Here is a 14,251-nt window from a genome sequence, read left to right as displayed (position 1 = left end):
GAGATGGCGCAACCGACTGGAGGGAGGCGTATCATGGTAACCCGCCCCCTTTTCGAAGACGATCCGCTAGCTCCGCGTGTCCTCTCCGTGCTCCGCCGCCTCGGTCATGACGGACGGGGCGTGACGCTAACGTCTCTGGTGGCCCACACCGGTATACCGGGGATCAGACTTCGCGCCACGCTGGAACGTCTGGTCCAGGCGGGTGCGGTCGCCCCTGCCGGGTGCGATCCCCTGGCTTCTGATCTCGCGTTCCGTCTCTCCTTTCGGGCAAGAGCCGTACCGCCAGTTCCGGTCGCGGCGTAAGGTACCGACCGCGCCGGGTAGATCAGAAACGCCTTCTCCGAGCGGAAACGCCGTCTTCCCTGGAACGACCGCAGGAACGAGAGGGTGGAGCGGGGCCTTCCATCGGAGGCCCCGCGTCTCTGAAGGTGAAGTCGAAAGCAGCGAGAACAGGGAGATGTCAAGTTTTATCCATTTTCTCAACCTGAAGGCGCTTCAGCACTATTGGAACATCCATCCCCCCGTGCCCCGTTCACTGGGGACAATGCGGCCAGTTTGGTCACACTCCGCAGGAGAGATGGCGCACGCGGAACAGACTGCCAAGCAACCTCGGCGCCTTCGGCAGAGGGATAGACCACACGCCGCTGTCGGTCTCGTCCTCATGCCGCTGGTCGGAATGGCCTCGCCGGCATCGGCTCATGCGCCGCATGATGTGCTGTCGTGCGAGACAGAAACGCAGCCGGTGAACATTCCATCCATGCCACTGGACCGCGCCATCGAGATATTGGGCCGGCAGACCGGGTGCCCGGTCCTTGTCGACCCGGTTCTTATGGACGGCCGGACCTCCGCAGCCGTAAAAGGCGCCTATACGCCTCAGGCCGCCCTCCTGCATCTGTTCGGGTCCGTGCATGTCGACGTCACCGCTACTGTTTCGGGCTTGAGCGTCAGCCCTCTGGATGCGACGGCTCTGACATCGGGCGACACGCGCGCCGGCCTGAGGACTGCATCATGACTCTTCACACGGACAGGCCGAACAGAATTTTGTCGCTTCCGACCGTTCAGATCGGCACAGAACTGGCGGTCCTGCTGGCCGACTATCTCGGCGACGAGGAAAAAGGCCGGGGATATGACGGCCTCATGCGTCGGGCGGCCGACCACCGGGTTTACGATCGGGTTTCTCGCTGGAGAACCGCGTCAGACCCGGAAGCAACCACCGTCGCCGTGGTCCGAAAACTCCTGCCTGTCGCTGACCGCACGCACATGGCCAAGGCCCTGGGCTGGTCGTTGGGAGCCCTCGAAAACCAGCTGACATCGGCCTTGCCAAAGGCCGTGCGAGATCATGCCAGAACATTGTCCTGTCGTCTGCCACGCTGGCACCGGCTCTGACCCGGATGTGCGCCGGAACGACCACGTGTCTTTCCGCAGACTGTTTCAGTCCGCATGTGGGTCCGCATCCACATCCGAGGGATCGAGCGGTTCGACCAGTCCTTCCTTGTCCGGATCGATTGGTGGCTCCTCTTCGTCAGGTGCAGGCGCCGGATGCGGGCGCTGCTCCTTCTCCCGAAAAGGAAGCGGAGGCGGTTCGAACGGGCGGTGAGCGCCCATGATCCGGAACGTGTCCTGCATGGGGACGTTCTCCATTACTAAAAGAAAAGCCAGACCCAGGACGTGGGAACTATAACGCAATTCATAGATGGGAAAACGGCTATGGAAGACCTCTCCATGAAACGTTCCTGGCAGAGCAGGGACTGGTCCCGGCTCATCAAGCTGTTCAGGGGCCTGACATTCTACGAGCGTTTTGAACAGGCGATCATTCTGACCCTGATTGCGCTCATCATGCTGGTAACCGCCATAGCGACGATTCATCTGATCGGCGCGGTATGGCATTTGGTCGTCGATGTCGGAATCGATCCGATCAATCAGACGATCTTCCAGGCGATTTTTGGCGCGATCTTTACTGTTATCATCGCTCTTGAGTTCAAGCACTCCCTGCTGGTCGTTCTTGCCCAGCATGAGAACGTCATCCGGGTGCGGACCATCGTCCTGATCGCTCTCCTGGCGATTGCCCGCAAATTCATCCTGCTGGATCTGCATGATGTGACTGCCCTGGAATTGTTCGCTCTCTCGGCGGCTGTTCTGGCTCTGGGCATCGTCTACTGGCTGGTTCGCGAACAGGATGCGCGTGTCGCGCGCGATGCCAGGGAACAGGCGCATCTCGAAGATAATCCTGCGGCCCGCTGTGAGCCTGAACGGTCTTCATCCTGAAGAGTCGAGGTAAAGGCGGTCTCTAACGCCGCCTTTACTCAAAGCCCCATTACGTCCCGTGCGATGAGGACGACTTCTTCGCCGTCTCTGGCCCTGACGGCGCCAGATGATCTGTGTCGATGGGCCGGAACGGCGGAATGGGTTGTCCGGGATAATAGACCGGCCCCTTGTAATTCTGATCCAACTGGCTTGCGTTCAAGCTGTCGACCAGCATATCACCTGTGGCGTCATTCGTAATGAGTGCGCGCTCCGGTTTTGGGGATTGTGGACGTTCCCTCAGTCGCCCTCGCATCGAACGATGTTGCAGCCGCCCGGGCGAGATCAGCAGCATGTGCGTCCGACTGGCTCAGTAGAGACAAGCCCAGAGCAGCGCATGGCAGAAATATTTTCATCCTCTTCATGCTCATGACCTTTCGAGACTCTCCCCCGGCCGGATGAATGGCCGGGGGAGAGGTTTCGTCACGCTATCAGGCTGCCTCTTTCCGTGCCTCGATCTGGGGCACGGCTTCTTCCGCACGGTCCGCACGTATTGTAGAGGACGTAATCGCGATACGACGCGGCTTCATCGCTTCGGGTATCTCACGTTTCAGGGTAATGGACAGAAGTCCGTTCTCGAAGTGCGCATCGGTGACTTTCATATGCTCGGCCAGATCGAAGCGGCGTTCGAATTCTCTGCCCGCAATACCACGATGGAGATATTCGCCGGCACTTTGCGGCTCCAGCGCCTTTCGTCCTGCCACGACAAGAATATTGCGCTCCTGGGTGATCGTAAGGTCGTTCTCGGCAAGTCCGGCAACCGCCATGTCGATCCGGTAATCATCCTCACCGGTCTTGATGATATCGTAAGGCGGCCAGTTATCGGCCGTCGGAATCCGACCGGCGAGATCAAGGGCATTGAGCATTCTGTCAAAACCCACGCTCGAACGGAACAGGGGGGCAAAATCAACGGTGGCTCTCATAGCCATATCCTCCTTTGAGCAACATGGACACAAGATCAAAACTGATAGTTCTGTCTGCCGACCCCTTCGGCGGCCGGCAAATTCAATCTGGGAACTCCGTGCATGGTGTCAAGAGGCATCAAAAATGCAGAAAGGCAGGTTTGGGCGCCCTCTATCGCGTCTTCATTGCCTGCCCCATCACGATCCGGCGCTATGGCAAAAGCAGGTGTAGCAACGCCGTGAATTATGCGGCGCTTCAACTGAAGATTCTGTGCTTCTGACGCCCCGCCTTATTCACAAAACCATCAGAATAATTAATAGTTATTCATCATATCACCGAACGTTCTCCTTTTGTCGTCCGCCGGATTACGCCCGGATACGCCAGAGTACGCACACGCCTACAATTTCCGACACGAGTACCATGTCCTCGCTTCCAAAGTACAACGCCCTTGCCTTGAGGTATTCGTTTTTCATGCCCCATGATCCGGTTCTCTCCAGACGGGAAGGGCAGGACGATGACGGGCAAGGACCGCAGGGCGAAGACTGGGCCGATCGCGCCGGCCAATGATAATAACCCGTCGGGAACCGCATCCGATCCGGCGATGAAAGCGCGGATGGACGAACTGGTGTTCATCCTCGCCAGGATGCTTGGACGCCAGATCGCCCGCGAGGAATTCCAACGGCGGCTGGGTCAGATTGACACAGCCAACGACAACGATCCGTCAGACCGAAGGACAGCAAGTCGAGAGGAACCAGATGAATGACGCCTGTCCCATCCAGGGCACCATTTCAGGCAGGCCGGGATCACCTGTTTTGCGCTTCCTTTATTCGTACAAATGTATTACATTTGTCCTGCAATCAGGAGGAAGCCATGTCCGCCGTGACGTTCCGTGTCGATGACACCCTCAAGGCCGCCGCTGTCGCGAAGCTGTCGGCGCAAGGCATGTCCCTGTCCGACGTGCTGCGCGATACCCTGGCCTATATCGCCGAGACCGGCCAGCCGCCGGTCAAGCGCCGCCTTGTGACCGACGAGGATGCAAGGCTGATCGAGATCGTCCGCGAACGCCTCGCCGATCCCGCGCCGCGTCATCGCATGACGCTGGCGGACTTGAAGGCCCGCCATCCGGATGACTGAATACGCGATCGAGTTCGACGATCGTGCTCTAGGACGGCTACCGCCTCGTCTATCAGGTCGTGGAACAGCGGATCGTCATCTTCGTCATCGCGGTCGGACGCCGCGAGGATAGCGACATCTACACGGCGGCAACCGGGCGCATCCCGGAGACGCCAGCCGATCGGACACATCAGCCCAGCGGCAGAAACCGCAAGAGGTAAACCTTACAAAACCACCTATCGGGAGATTCGCCATGACCCGCGTTGCTCTCTATGCCCGCTAATCCTCGGACAACCAGCGGGGGGCTTCGATCGAGGACCAGTTCCGCCTCTGTGAGGAACGCGCCACGCGCGAGGACTGGCAGGTGGTGGAGTATTACCGCGACGCGGCCATCTTCGGGGCCAGCATGATCCTGCGCCCCGGCATCCAGACCGTGCTGCGCGACGGCTCAGGCCGGGCAGTTCGACGTCGTGCTGGCCGAATCCCTCGATCGCGTGTCCCGCGACCAGGCCGACGTCGCTACCCTGTTCAAGCGTCTCCAGTTTGCCGGCGTGACCATTGTCACCCTGGCCGAGGGCGAGATCTCCGAACTTCACGGCGGCCTCAAAGGCACGATGAACGCTTTGTTCCTCAAGGACCTAGCGATGAAGACCCATCGCGGCCTTCGGGGCCGGGTCGAGGCGGGTATCCATCCCAATGTCGCGGCGATCTTCAAGCACAAGGTCGAGCGGCTGGCGGAAACCCTGAACCACCCCGAGGACCGGCAGGAAGCGTCCGAGGCCATCCGCGCCCTGATCGAGAAGATCGTGCTTCATCCCGGCAAAGGCCGGGGCGAGATGCACGCCACGCTCCATGGCGAACTCGGAAACCTGCTCGACTTCGCCGCGTCACGCGATCAGGGGGCCAAAAACACGAACACTCCCGGAGCCAGGGCTTCGGGAGTGTCGGTATCGGGTATTGCGGGGGGGGCGCAATCGGCGGCCCCAGCGGACGCTGGAAGTTGAAGCCGATATCGCGCGCGTGGCGGCGATAGGGGAGACGGCGGAGAACCCCCCTGGGGGGCCTTGGCTGTTTGGATACTTCACGGCCGCCGATATCATGTTCGCGCCGGTGGCTTCCCGCTTCCAGACTTACGGTGTTTCCTTGGAAGGTCGTGCCGGGCGCTATCTGGAGCGGATGCTCTCTCACCCGCTGGCGCAGGCGTGGTTTGCCTCTGGACAGGATGAACCTGAAACCATTGATATGTTCGAACTGCCCACAAGCGGATAGACGGCAGATCTGCGATCACGGAGGAATAGCGCGTGGCGGCGCGAAACATGGTATGTCGCGCGCCATGGCAATCCCGATCCTTCCCGGACTGTCGCTGGCCGAGACCGAGCTGGAGGTCAGCTACATCCTTGCATCCGGCCCTGGCGGGCAGAACGTCAACAAGGTGGCCACGGCGGCGCAGTTGCGGTTTGACGCCGCGCGCTCGCCTTCGCTGCCCGAACGGGTGCGGGTGAGGCTGCTGGAAGTCGCGGGTAGCCGTGCCACGCGGGATGGGGTGATCGTGATCACGGCGCGGCGGTTTCGCACGCAGCTGCGCAACCGCGAGGATGCCATCGAGCGGCTGGCCGAATTGATCCGCGAGGCGGCGCATCGCCCCGCCTTTCGTGTGGCCACGCGGCCTGGTCGGGCCGCGCGCCAGCGCCGGCTGGATGGCAAGGCCCATCGGGCGGGTATCAAGCGGGGGCGTTCGGTGCGGTTGGATGATTAGGCGGGGCGCGCCCACGTTGGTCCGGGCAATTCGGTCCCGGGGTGAGCGATGAGCGATCTTTTCGACAGCGGGGCGCCGCTGGGGCGGGTGCCGCTGGCCGCCCAGTTGCGCCCGGCGACGCTGGATGACGTGATCGGGCAGTCGGCGGCGATCGCGCCGGGGTCTATCCTGCGCCGGCGGATTGCCGGCGGGGCGCTGGGCAGCGTCATCCTTTACGGACCGCCCGGCGTGGGCAAGACCTCGATCGCGCGGGCCGTGGGGAACATGCTCGGCAAGCGGTTCCGCCCGCTGCATGCGACGCGCAGCGGTGTTTCGGACATCCGCAAGCTGGCGGACGAGGCGCGGATGGTGCCGCTGCTGATCTTCGTCGATGAAGTGCAGCGTTTCACGGCGACCCAGACCGATGACCTGCTGGCGATCTGCGAGGAAGGCACGGCCGATTTCATCGGGGCCACCACCGGCAACCCGTATCATGTGCTGACCCCGGCGCTGGTGTCGCGCTCGACGATCCTGAAGCTGGAGCCGCTGAGTCTCGACGAGATGGAGCAGGTGGTGCGGCGTGGCATCGGCCATCTGCGCGCCGAGGGCGTGGAGATCGGGCTGACGGGGGAGCAGGTTCGCCGGATCGCGGGCCGTTCGGGGGGCGACGCGCGCCGGGCGCTGACGACGCTGGAAAGCCTGGCGGTGGGGCATGAAGCGCGGGCGGTCACGGTCAGCGACGCGATGCTGGATGAGGCTTATGCGGCGGCGCCCGTCAATCACGACCGGTCGGGCGATGCGCATTATGATGTCGTATCGGCCTTCGTGAAATCGATGCGCGGGTCGGACCCGGATGCCACGCTGTACTGGCTGGCGCGCCTGATCCATGGCGGTGAAGACCCGCGCTATATCGCGCGGCGGATCATGATCCATGCGTCGGAGGATGTGGGGCTGGCCGACAATACCGCGCTCCAGACCGCCGTGGCGGCGATGCAGGCCGTGGAGAAGATCGGGTATCCCGAGGCGCAGATCGTGCTGGCGCATGCGGCGCTGCATGTGGCGCGGGCGCCCAAATCGGGCTCGGCGTGCCGGGGGATTTCTACCGCCATGCAGTATGTGACGAGCAATCCGCCTGCCGCGGTGCCGCTGCATCTGCGCGATACCCATTACAAGGGGGCGGCGTCGCTCGGCCATGTCGGATATCGCTTTCCCCATGACGACCCGCGCGGTTGGGTGGAGCAGGTTTATGCGCCGATCGCGAAGGGGACGCTGTATCAGAGCGATGCCCGCGATGCGGCGACGTTCGAGAAGCGGGCCGATGAATATTGGCAGCGTGTGACCGGTGAGGAGCCGCCGCGCCGGGGGCGGACCTGATCCGGAGCGGAGCCCGTTCGCATGGGATGGCGGATTGTCGCTGGTGTGGATTCTTCGACAGGATCTTACGTTTTCGGGTCGTGGGCAGTTGGGACCACGATCTTCGACAGGGCCGCTTCGATGGGTGACCATTTTCCCGCGCGGGATGTCGCGGCGACGTAGCCATCGGGGCGCACCAGCCAGCGCGGCGGCCACGTCGGCATCGGTCGCGGTTTCGGGGAGGCCGAGCCTCCGCCGGATGTCAGCGAGGTCCGTTCGGTTCCCCTGGTTGTGCAGAGAGGCGAGTTGCAGGTTGGGCAGATTGGTGAGGGATGCGCGGGCGACCTGCGTCACCCGGCCGTTCGGGGCCATGAACGCGGGCGAAATCCCGCGATAGGCGCGCCCTTCCACGAGGGCGCGTCCGTCGGGCGTCCATTCGACACGCCCCCAGATGCCGTCCTGGCGGGCCTGCATCGCGACGATCCAGCCAACGGCCGGTGCCGGGCCGCCGCCTTGTCCGCCGCGTGATGCGGATTCAGCGGCGTCCAGGGCGTGCCGTCCGACGCCGTCTGGGTCTCGAACCGCCACTGGGTGGACTGGATCAAGTCCTCGCCCACCGCCGCCAGCACCCGCGACGGGTAGCGCCCGATCGCGGCGATGCGATCCAGGGCCGAGGCGATCTCTCGCATCGTCCCGGTCAGTCTGATCTGCGCCATTGATTTTCCCGTATCCGTCCGTCATCGTGCAGGCGCGGAACACGCGGTGAGAGCGCCGATATTCTCCCCAGCGCAGCCACCTCCCAAGGGGCGGATTATAGGGTTTCCGGGAGGCCCTATTCGCGTGTTCCGTCCTCCATCCTTCCCCATAGAAAACCGCGCCGCGCCAGACGCCGGCCTGTCTCTTTTTCCGGACGGGAGGCGGCGTGCGCGGGGGCGGAAGAGGAGGGGGCGTGATCGACGCGGGCGGAGGAGGGGAGTCGTCCGCGATAGGCTATATTGTTATGTTATAATATACGATATAGACTGGGCCGAACAGAACGGAATGGGCGGCCGCTGTGATGGACGAAAGAGCTGGGGTTTGCGTGTTGTCCGCAGGTGGCACGGAGGCCGGGACGCTGCCGGTTGCGGGCAACGAGCGGACGGTGCGGCATGAGATGTGGCGGCGATACGATGGGGATGACTGGGAGGCGTTCGACGTGCTGCCTCCCGCGATCCGTCAACGGGTCGCCGAACACGCTTATGATGCGTGGTCGGTGAATGTGATGGTTCTCTGGCGCCATTACAGACGGCTCCATGGACGGACGCCGCGCGCGGAACGGGCGTTGATCCGGTATCTCGATTATTGTGAAAGGCTGGAGCGGGCGGCTTTCGCCGCGCGATATGCGCAGGCATATGGCGCGGCATTGCCCCATGATGCGGCGGGCGCGACCATCCTGCGCGGCCGGCCGGCCGATGCGTCGGTGCGATGACGGGCCGCGCGCGGCGGAACGGGTGGGGGGAAGGGGATGGTGTCCCCTTCCGGCGGGTCGCGGGGTTTGACGACCGGGTTTTTTATGCCGGTTCGCCGACCTTTGGCAGAACCGTTTCCACGATCGACTGATCCAGCGCCTCGTATTCGTGATAGCGCAGGGTTCGGTAGAGGGCCTCGCGGGTTTGCATGTGGGGCAGCATGGCCTCGGTGCTGCCGTCGCGGCGCAGGGTGGTGTACAAATCTTCCTGCGCCTTGTTGGCGACCCGCAGCGAACTGACGGGCCAGATGATCATGCTGTAGCCCATGTCCGCGAATTCGCTGGCGGTGAAGAAGGGGGTGCGGCCGAATTCGGTCATGTTGGCCAACAGCTTGACGCCGGGCATGCGGCGGGCGAATTCGCGGAACATGTCCGCCGTCGTCAGGGCTTCGGGGAAGATCGCGTCGGCGCCGGCTTCGATATAGAGTTTGGCGCGCGCGACGGCGCCGTCGATGCCCTCGCTGGCCGCCGCGTCGGTGCGGGCGATGACGACCAGATCGCGCGCGGCCTTGCGGGCGGCGCCGACTTTCATGGCCATGTCGTGCGGGGTGGCGAGCTTCTTGTTGTTCAGGTGGCCGCATTTCTTGGGCAGGATCTGGTCTTCCAGATGCACGGCGCCGGCGCCCGCATCTTCGAAGGTGCGGACCATGTTCATGACGTTGAGCACCTCGCCGTAGCCGGTGTCGCCATCGACCAGCAGGGGCAGGCCGGTGGCGTTGACGATCTGGCGGATGAAGAACGTCACCTGGTCGATGGTGATGATGCCCAGGTCGGGCAGGCCCATGCTGGCCGTCATGGCCGCGCCCGAGAGATAGAGCGCGTCGAAGCCGGCGTCCTTGGCCTGTAGCGCGGCCTGTCCGTTATGGGCGCCGGGCAGTTGCAGGATGCCGGGCGCATTGAGCTGGGCGCGGAAGCGTTGGCCCGCCGATTTGTCGGCGGCGGCGCCGCCTGTCAGGTAAATCATGCTGCTTTCTCCATGCCGCCGCGCTGGTGCACGGGGGTGAAGGGCCTCTTGTCCGGCCCGATATAGTCCGCCGAGGGGCGGATGATCTTGCCGTTCTCGCGCTGTTCGATGACGTGGGCGCTCCAGCCGGTCAGGCGCGCGATGACGAAGATCGGCGTGAACATGGCGGTGGGGATGCGCATCATGTTGTAGGAAACGGCGCTGAACCAGTCGAGATTGGCGAACATGTTCCGCCGTTCGGCCATGACGCCCTCGATCCGCTCCGCCACGTTGTAGAGGCGCATCGCGCCGCTGCGGGCCGACAGGCGTTCCGCCCATTGCTTGATCACCGCGTTGCGCGGATCGGCGATGGTGTAGACCGGGTGGCCGAAGCCGATCACGACCTCGCGGTTTTCCAGCCGGCGCAGGATGTCGGCCTGGGCTTCGTCCGGCGTCTGGTACCGCTGCTGGATTTCCAGCGCCACCTCGTTGGCGCCGCCGTGGCGCGAGCCGCGCAGCGCGCCGATGCCGGCGGTGACGGCGGAATACATGTCCGACCCCGTGCCGGCCACCACGCGGCAGGCGAAGGTCGAGGCGTTGAATTCATGCTCCGCGTACAGGATCAGCGAGGCGTGCATGGCGCTGACCCACTCGGCCGGCGGGGCGTGGCCGTGCAGCATGTGCAGGAAATGGCCGCCGATGGTCTCGTCGTCGGTCTCGACGTCGATGCGTTTGCCGTTGGTCGAGAAATGATACCAGTACAGCAGCACCGAACCCATGGAGGCCAGCAGCCGGTCCGCGATTTCGCGCGCGCCGACCGGGTTCATGTCGCGCCGTTCGGGCAGGATGCAGCCCAGGGCGGACACGCCGGTACGCATGACGTCCATCGGGTGGGCGGCGGCCGGGATGTCCTCCAGCAGGCGGCGCAGGCGGACGGGCAGGCCGCGCATGGCGCGCAGGCGCTCCTTGTATTCCGCCAGTTCGGCGGCGTCGGGCAGGTGGCCGTGAATCAGCAGGTGGGCGACTTCCTCGAACGCGCAGGATTCCGCGAGGTCCTTGATGTTGTAGCCGCGATAATGCAGGTCGTTGCCGGTGTGGCCGACCGAGCTGAGGGCGGTTTCGCCGGCGGTGACGCCGGAGAGGGCGACCGATTTCTTGGGCTTGGACGCTTGGGTCATGTCACGTCTCCTTTTTGTGCCTTTTCGCAGGGCGCTGCCCTGCACCCGGAAGGGGACTCTCGTCCCCTTCACCCCTGTTCGTTGAGGGGTGGGGTGGTCTTTTATGCCGGGAAATTGAAGATTCCGGTCTTGTCGGTGGCTTTCAGCAATTGCGGCGGAAGGGTGATTTCGAGATGGCGCAGTTCGTCGGCACGCAGGGCGGGCAGGCGTTGGGCGACGTCCAGGAAGCGTTCGATTTCGGCGGGAAGCAGGATGCCTTCGGTCAGGACGCGGAATTTCCGGATGTAGTCGGGCCGGGTCCACGGGGTCGCGCCCAGGGGGTGGGCGTTGGCCACCGCCAGTTCGCCGTCCAGCTTCGTGCCGTCATTGAAGGCGATGGTGATGCGGCCGCCGAAGGCTTTTACCGCCGGATCGTCGGCGTGATAGCGGGCGGTCCATTTCGGGTCTTCCACCGTGTGGATCTTGCGCCATAGCCGTACCGTGTCTTCGCGTTGCGCGCGCTCGGGCAGGTAGGAGCGGACATGGTGCCACGCGCCGTCCTGCAGGGCGACCGCGACGATATACATGATCGAATGGTCCAGCGTCTCGCGCGAGGCCGTGGGGTCGAATTTCTGCGGGTCGTTGGAGCCGGTGCCGATCACGTAATGGGTGTGGTGGCTGGTCTCGATCAGGATGTCCTTCACGTCGTCCCAACTGCGGCCGGACGCTTTGACCTCGGCGCCCAGGCGGAAGGCGAGGTCGATCAGGGCCTGGCTTTGATATTCCGCCGAATGTTCCTTGGTGTAGCTGTCGAGGATCGCGCGTTTGGCTTCGCCGGCCTCGGGCAGGGCGACGCGGTAATGGGCATCCTTGCCGTCCAGCATCCAGGCGATCACGCCGTCTTCGCCCTCGTAGATCGGGCTGGGGGAGGTTTCGCCCAGCATGGCGCGGTCCACGGCCTCGACGGCCATCTTGCCGGCGTGGGAGGGGGCGTAGGCTTTCCATGAGGAAATCTCGCCCTTGCGGCTCTGGCGGGTGGCGGTGGTGACGTGCAGGGCGTGCTGGATCGACTGGTAGATGGTCTCGGTGGGCAGGCCCAGCAGGGTGCCGATGCCGGCCGCGACCGATGGGCCGAGATGGGCGACATGGTCGATCTTGTGCTTGTGCAGGCAGATCGCCCGCACCAGGTCGATCTGGATTTCGTAGCCGGTGGCGATGCCGCGCACCAGTTCGGCGCCCGAGCGGCCGCATTGCTGGGCCACGGCGAGGATGGCGGGGATGTTGTCGCCGGGATGCGAATATTCGGCGGCCAGGAACGTGTCGTGGTAATCCAGTTCGCGCACCGCCGTGCCGTTGGCCCAGGCGGCCCATTCGGCGTGGACGCGCACGTCCGGCCCGCAGCCGAACAGGGTGGCGCCGCCGGGCCTGGCATGGGCCAGGGCTTCGGCGCGGGCGCTGACCACCGTGTGGCGGTTGACCGAGGCGATGGCGACCGAGGCGTTGTCGATCACGCGATTGATGATCATCTCGGTGACGTCGGGGACGATGGCGACCGGGTCGGCCGCGACCTCGGCGATCTGCCAGGCCAGTTGCGCGTTGCGCGCCAGCCGGTCGCTCTCGGGGTGAACGGTGATGTCGTAATGCCGCATGGCTTCGTTCCTCTTCAGGGGCCTTGCTGCGGAGTATGGCCGTTCTCGCGCATTCGGGAATGGCGATCCGGGCGAAATGGTGCCACGGTCGGGCAGTGGTTTTGCGAAGGGTGCGAAGGTGGCAATGGCGGGCGAGAAGATCTTCGCTGGGTCGAGAATCCGTGATTTGCGCAACAGGAATGGGCAGTCGCAGCAGGGACTGGCGACGGCGCTGGGTCTCTCCGCGAGCTATCTCAACCAGATCGAGAACGATCAGCGCCCTTTGACGCCCGGCATTCTGTTAAAACTTTGCACGATGTTCGGCGTGGAGCCGACCTGGTTCAGCGACAGTGGCGATGTTCAGCGCATGCAGGTGCTGCGCGAGATCCTGGGGGACCCGCTGTTCAGTACCATGCCCTATCCGCGGCAGTTGCAGGAGGCGGTGCGGGGCGCGCCGTGGCTGTGCGACCAGTTCGTGACGCTCTATCGCGCCTTTCGCGCGTTGCGGGAGGAGCGGGGGCCGGGGGGGGCCGCGACGCCGGCGCCGCAGCCGGGCACCGGGTCGTATGACTCGGTGGGCGACTGGGTGCAGGCCGAACGGAATTATTTCGACGAGATCGACCGTGCGGCGGAAGGGCTGTACGAGACCGCGCGGCTGGACGAGGGCGGGCCGGCCGAGATGCTGGGGCGTTATCTGCGCGACCGGCACGATATCCGGATCGTGACCGATGCGGGGCTGGACCGGGAAGGGGTGATGTGGCGGTTCGACCGGCGGGCGCGCCGGTTGTCGCTGACCGGGGGCGCGCCGCCGGAGAGCAGTGCGTTCTGGCTGGCGCAGGTGATCGGGCGGCTGGATTACGGGCAGGTTCTGGCCCGGCCGGTGCGCCGATCGGGGCTGGGCAGCGCCGATGCGCGGGCGCTGGCTACCGTGGGGATGAGCAATTATTTCGCCGGGGCGCTGCTGCTGCCTTATGAGCGGTTTCGCCGGGCGGCGCGGCAGACGCGGCATGATCTGGATTTGTTGCAGCGCCAGTTCGGGGTGAGTTTCGAGCAGGTGTGCCATCGGCTCTCCACCATGCAGCGGCCGGGGGCGGAGGGGATTCCGTTCTATTTCATCAAGACCGATATCGCCGGCAATGTGCTGAAGAGCTACAGCGCCACCCGCTTCAGCCGCGCGCGGTTCGGCGGGTTGTGCGCGCAATGGAATGTGTTCGAATGTTTTTCGGCGCCGGGCAAGCTGCATGTCCAGATGTCGCGCACCACCGATGAGGCCGTCTATATCAGCGTTGCGCGGACGGTGGGGCATTCTCCGGTTTCCTATTTCGACCGGCCGCGCCTGGTGGCGATCGTGCTGGGGTGCGCGGTGTCGCATGCTCCGGAACTGGTCTATTCGGCGGGGCTGGACCTGACGGACGACCGGATGGTGATCCCGATCGGGCCGGGGTGTCGGGCCTGCATCCGCACCGATTGCCGCCATCGGGCGATCCCGGCCACCGGCTTCGGGATCGACGCGGGCAGCGAGGAGCGCGGGGTGGTGCCGTATCACATGGTGGCACCGTGAGAGCGTTGCGTGGAAATGCGTGCTTGATCGCCGCCGGCCTGGATTTCCAG

At 64.4% G+C, this 14,251-nt stretch carries 16 protein-coding genes and 3 pseudogenes; 11 read left to right on the top strand and 8 right to left on the bottom strand.

The genetic code is table 11. The features are described 5' to 3' along the window. The first annotated feature begins 742 nt into the window (after nucleotides 1–742). On the top strand, nucleotides 743–1,012 hold the full coding sequence (locus HLH25_RS20335; RefSeq protein WP_246402327.1) for a hypothetical protein: 270 nt from the start codon (nucleotides 743–745) through the stop codon (nucleotides 1,010–1,012). Further along, on the top strand, nucleotides 1,009–1,386 hold the full coding sequence (locus tag HLH25_RS13780) for a hypothetical protein (RefSeq protein WP_182974612.1): 378 nt from the start codon (nucleotides 1,009–1,011) through the stop codon (nucleotides 1,384–1,386). Before HLH25_RS20335 ends, HLH25_RS13780 begins: the two co-directional genes overlap by 4 nt. Nucleotides 1,387–1,431: 45 nt before the next feature. Here the strand turns inward: HLH25_RS13780 and HLH25_RS13775 are convergent, their stop codons facing one another. After that, complete coding sequence (locus HLH25_RS13775) at nucleotides 1,432–1,626, bottom strand: hypothetical protein (RefSeq protein ID WP_182974611.1); 195 nt, start codon at nucleotides 1,624–1,626, stop codon at nucleotides 1,432–1,434. A gap of 81 nt (nucleotides 1,627–1,707) precedes the next feature. On the opposite strand from HLH25_RS13775, the gene HLH25_RS13770 reads away from it, so the two are divergent. Further along, on the top strand, nucleotides 1,708–2,265 hold the full coding sequence (locus HLH25_RS13770) for a phosphate-starvation-inducible PsiE family protein (protein WP_182974610.1): 558 nt from the start codon (nucleotides 1,708–1,710) through the stop codon (nucleotides 2,263–2,265). A 467-nt stretch (nucleotides 2,266–2,732) separates the two neighbouring features. Here the strand turns inward: HLH25_RS13770 and HLH25_RS13765 are convergent, their stop codons facing one another. Then, nucleotides 2,733–3,224: an Hsp20 family protein gene (locus tag HLH25_RS13765; RefSeq protein WP_182974609.1), complete on the bottom strand. Its 492-nt coding sequence runs from the start codon at nucleotides 3,222–3,224 to the stop codon at nucleotides 2,733–2,735. Between the two features lie 494 nt (nucleotides 3,225–3,718). Between HLH25_RS13765 and HLH25_RS13760 the strand changes: the two genes are divergently transcribed. From HLH25_RS13760 to HLH25_RS13735, 6 genes and pseudogenes are all read left to right on the top strand, one after another. Beyond that, entirely contained in the window at nucleotides 3,719–3,967 is a 249-nt protein-coding gene (locus tag HLH25_RS13760) for a hypothetical protein (protein ID WP_182974662.1), read from the top strand. Nucleotides 3,968–4,074: 107 nt separating this feature from the next. Next, nucleotides 4,075–4,338: a type II toxin-antitoxin system RelB/DinJ family antitoxin gene (locus tag HLH25_RS13755; RefSeq protein WP_012553568.1), complete on the top strand. Its 264-nt coding sequence runs from the start codon at nucleotides 4,075–4,077 to the stop codon at nucleotides 4,336–4,338. A 289-nt stretch (nucleotides 4,339–4,627) separates the two neighbouring features. Further along, nucleotides 4,628–5,321: pseudogene (locus HLH25_RS13750) on the top strand (recombinase family protein). Between the two features lie 94 nt (nucleotides 5,322–5,415). Continuing rightward, the gene (locus tag HLH25_RS13745) at nucleotides 5,416–5,586 is read left to right on the top strand and encodes a glutathione S-transferase family protein (protein WP_182974608.1); all 171 of its coding nucleotides are present in this window, start codon (nucleotides 5,416–5,418) and stop codon (nucleotides 5,584–5,586) included. A 64-nt stretch (nucleotides 5,587–5,650) separates the two neighbouring features. Beyond that, complete coding sequence (gene arfB / locus HLH25_RS13740; protein ID WP_182974607.1) at nucleotides 5,651–6,073, top strand: alternative ribosome rescue aminoacyl-tRNA hydrolase ArfB; 423 nt, start codon at nucleotides 5,651–5,653, stop codon at nucleotides 6,071–6,073. 48 nt (nucleotides 6,074–6,121) lie between these two features. Next, complete coding sequence (locus HLH25_RS13735) at nucleotides 6,122–7,426, top strand: replication-associated recombination protein A (RefSeq protein ID WP_182974606.1); 1,305 nt, start codon at nucleotides 6,122–6,124, stop codon at nucleotides 7,424–7,426. A gap of 65 nt (nucleotides 7,427–7,491) precedes the next feature. On the opposite strand, the gene HLH25_RS13730 is transcribed toward HLH25_RS13735, so the two are convergent. From HLH25_RS13730 to HLH25_RS20325, 3 genes and pseudogenes are all read right to left on the bottom strand, one after another. Then, entirely contained in the window at nucleotides 7,492–7,629 is a 138-nt protein-coding gene (locus HLH25_RS13730) for a hypothetical protein (RefSeq protein ID WP_182974661.1), read from the bottom strand. Nucleotides 7,630–7,663: 34 nt separating this feature from the next. Next, nucleotides 7,664–7,879: pseudogene (locus HLH25_RS20330) on the bottom strand (phage protease); the annotation flags it as partial. A gap of 29 nt (nucleotides 7,880–7,908) precedes the next feature. Continuing rightward, nucleotides 7,909–8,094 (bottom strand): annotated as a pseudogene (locus HLH25_RS20325) (phage virion morphogenesis protein); the annotation flags it as partial. 464 nt (nucleotides 8,095–8,558) lie between these two features. Between HLH25_RS20325 and HLH25_RS13720 the strand changes: the two are divergent. Beyond that, nucleotides 8,559–8,873 carry a DUF6525 family protein gene (locus HLH25_RS13720; RefSeq protein ID WP_182974651.1) on the top strand — a complete coding sequence of 105 codons (315 nt, stop codon included), beginning with the start codon at nucleotides 8,559–8,561 and terminating at the stop codon, nucleotides 8,871–8,873. 82 nt (nucleotides 8,874–8,955) lie between these two features. Here the strand turns inward: HLH25_RS13720 and prpB are convergent, their stop codons facing one another. From prpB to HLH25_RS13705, 3 genes are all read right to left on the bottom strand, one after another. Further along, entirely contained in the window at nucleotides 8,956–9,876 is a 921-nt protein-coding gene (gene prpB, locus HLH25_RS13715) for a methylisocitrate lyase (protein WP_182974605.1), read from the bottom strand. Beyond that, a complete protein-coding gene (gene prpC, locus HLH25_RS13710; RefSeq protein ID WP_182974604.1) occupies nucleotides 9,873–11,033 on the bottom strand; it encodes a bifunctional 2-methylcitrate synthase/citrate synthase in 1,161 nt (386 codons plus the stop codon). The genes prpB and prpC overlap by 4 nt, the downstream gene beginning before the upstream one ends. A 101-nt stretch (nucleotides 11,034–11,134) precedes the next feature. Beyond that, nucleotides 11,135–12,661: an MmgE/PrpD family protein gene (locus tag HLH25_RS13705; RefSeq protein ID WP_182974603.1), complete on the bottom strand. Its 1,527-nt coding sequence runs from the start codon at nucleotides 12,659–12,661 to the stop codon at nucleotides 11,135–11,137. Between the two features lie 124 nt (nucleotides 12,662–12,785). Here HLH25_RS13705 and HLH25_RS13700 point away from each other — a divergent pair, with 124 nt between their 5' ends. Then, a complete protein-coding gene (locus HLH25_RS13700; protein ID WP_182974602.1) occupies nucleotides 12,786–14,201 on the top strand; it encodes a helix-turn-helix domain-containing protein in 1,416 nt (471 codons plus the stop codon). Nucleotides 14,202–14,251 lie beyond the last annotated feature (50 nt).

It is taken from the genome of Gluconacetobacter dulcium (genome assembly GCF_014174165.1).
Lineage (GTDB): Bacteria > Pseudomonadota > Alphaproteobacteria > Acetobacterales > Acetobacteraceae > Gluconacetobacter > Gluconacetobacter dulcium.
The sequence above is the reverse complement of the archived record's forward strand: the minus strand, read 5'-3'. Positions and strand labels throughout refer to the sequence as shown.

Excerpts from the sequence above, each read along its gene's own strand:
- HLH25_RS13745 (WP_182974608.1), top strand. The coding sequence starts at position 5,416 with ATGTTCGCGCCGGTGGCTTCCCGCTTCCAGACTTACGGTGTTTCCTTG.
- HLH25_RS13720 (WP_182974651.1), top strand. The coding sequence starts at position 8,559 with ATGTGGCGGCGATACGATGGGGATGACTGGGAGGCGTTCGACGTGCTG.
- HLH25_RS13700 (WP_182974602.1), top strand. The coding sequence starts at position 12,786 with ATGGCGGGCGAGAAGATCTTCGCTGGGTCGAGAATCCGTGATTTGCGC.
- HLH25_RS13760 (WP_182974662.1), top strand. The coding sequence starts at position 3,719 with ATGACGGGCAAGGACCGCAGGGCGAAGACTGGGCCGATCGCGCCGGCC.
- HLH25_RS13735 (WP_182974606.1), top strand. The coding sequence starts at position 6,122 with ATGAGCGATCTTTTCGACAGCGGGGCGCCGCTGGGGCGGGTGCCGCTG.
- prpC (WP_182974604.1), bottom strand. The coding sequence starts at position 11,033 with ATGACCCAAGCGTCCAAGCCCAAGAAATCGGTCGCCCTCTCCGGCGTC.
- arfB (WP_182974607.1), top strand. The coding sequence starts at position 5,651 with ATGGCAATCCCGATCCTTCCCGGACTGTCGCTGGCCGAGACCGAGCTG.
- HLH25_RS13705 (WP_182974603.1), bottom strand. The coding sequence starts at position 12,661 with ATGCGGCATTACGACATCACCGTTCACCCCGAGAGCGACCGGCTGGCG.
- HLH25_RS13765 (WP_182974609.1), bottom strand. The coding sequence starts at position 3,224 with ATGAGAGCCACCGTTGATTTTGCCCCCCTGTTCCGTTCGAGCGTGGGT.
- HLH25_RS13730 (WP_182974661.1), bottom strand. The coding sequence starts at position 7,629 with ATGCCGACGTGGCCGCCGCGCTGGCTGGTGCGCCCCGATGGCTACGTC.
- HLH25_RS13780 (WP_182974612.1), top strand. The coding sequence starts at position 1,009 with ATGACTCTTCACACGGACAGGCCGAACAGAATTTTGTCGCTTCCGACC.
- prpB (WP_182974605.1), bottom strand. The coding sequence starts at position 9,876 with ATGATTTACCTGACAGGCGGCGCCGCCGCCGACAAATCGGCGGGCCAA.
- HLH25_RS13755 (WP_012553568.1), top strand. The coding sequence starts at position 4,075 with ATGTCCGCCGTGACGTTCCGTGTCGATGACACCCTCAAGGCCGCCGCT.
- HLH25_RS13775 (WP_182974611.1), bottom strand. The coding sequence starts at position 1,626 with ATGCAGGACACGTTCCGGATCATGGGCGCTCACCGCCCGTTCGAACCG.
- HLH25_RS13770 (WP_182974610.1), top strand. The coding sequence starts at position 1,708 with ATGGAAGACCTCTCCATGAAACGTTCCTGGCAGAGCAGGGACTGGTCC.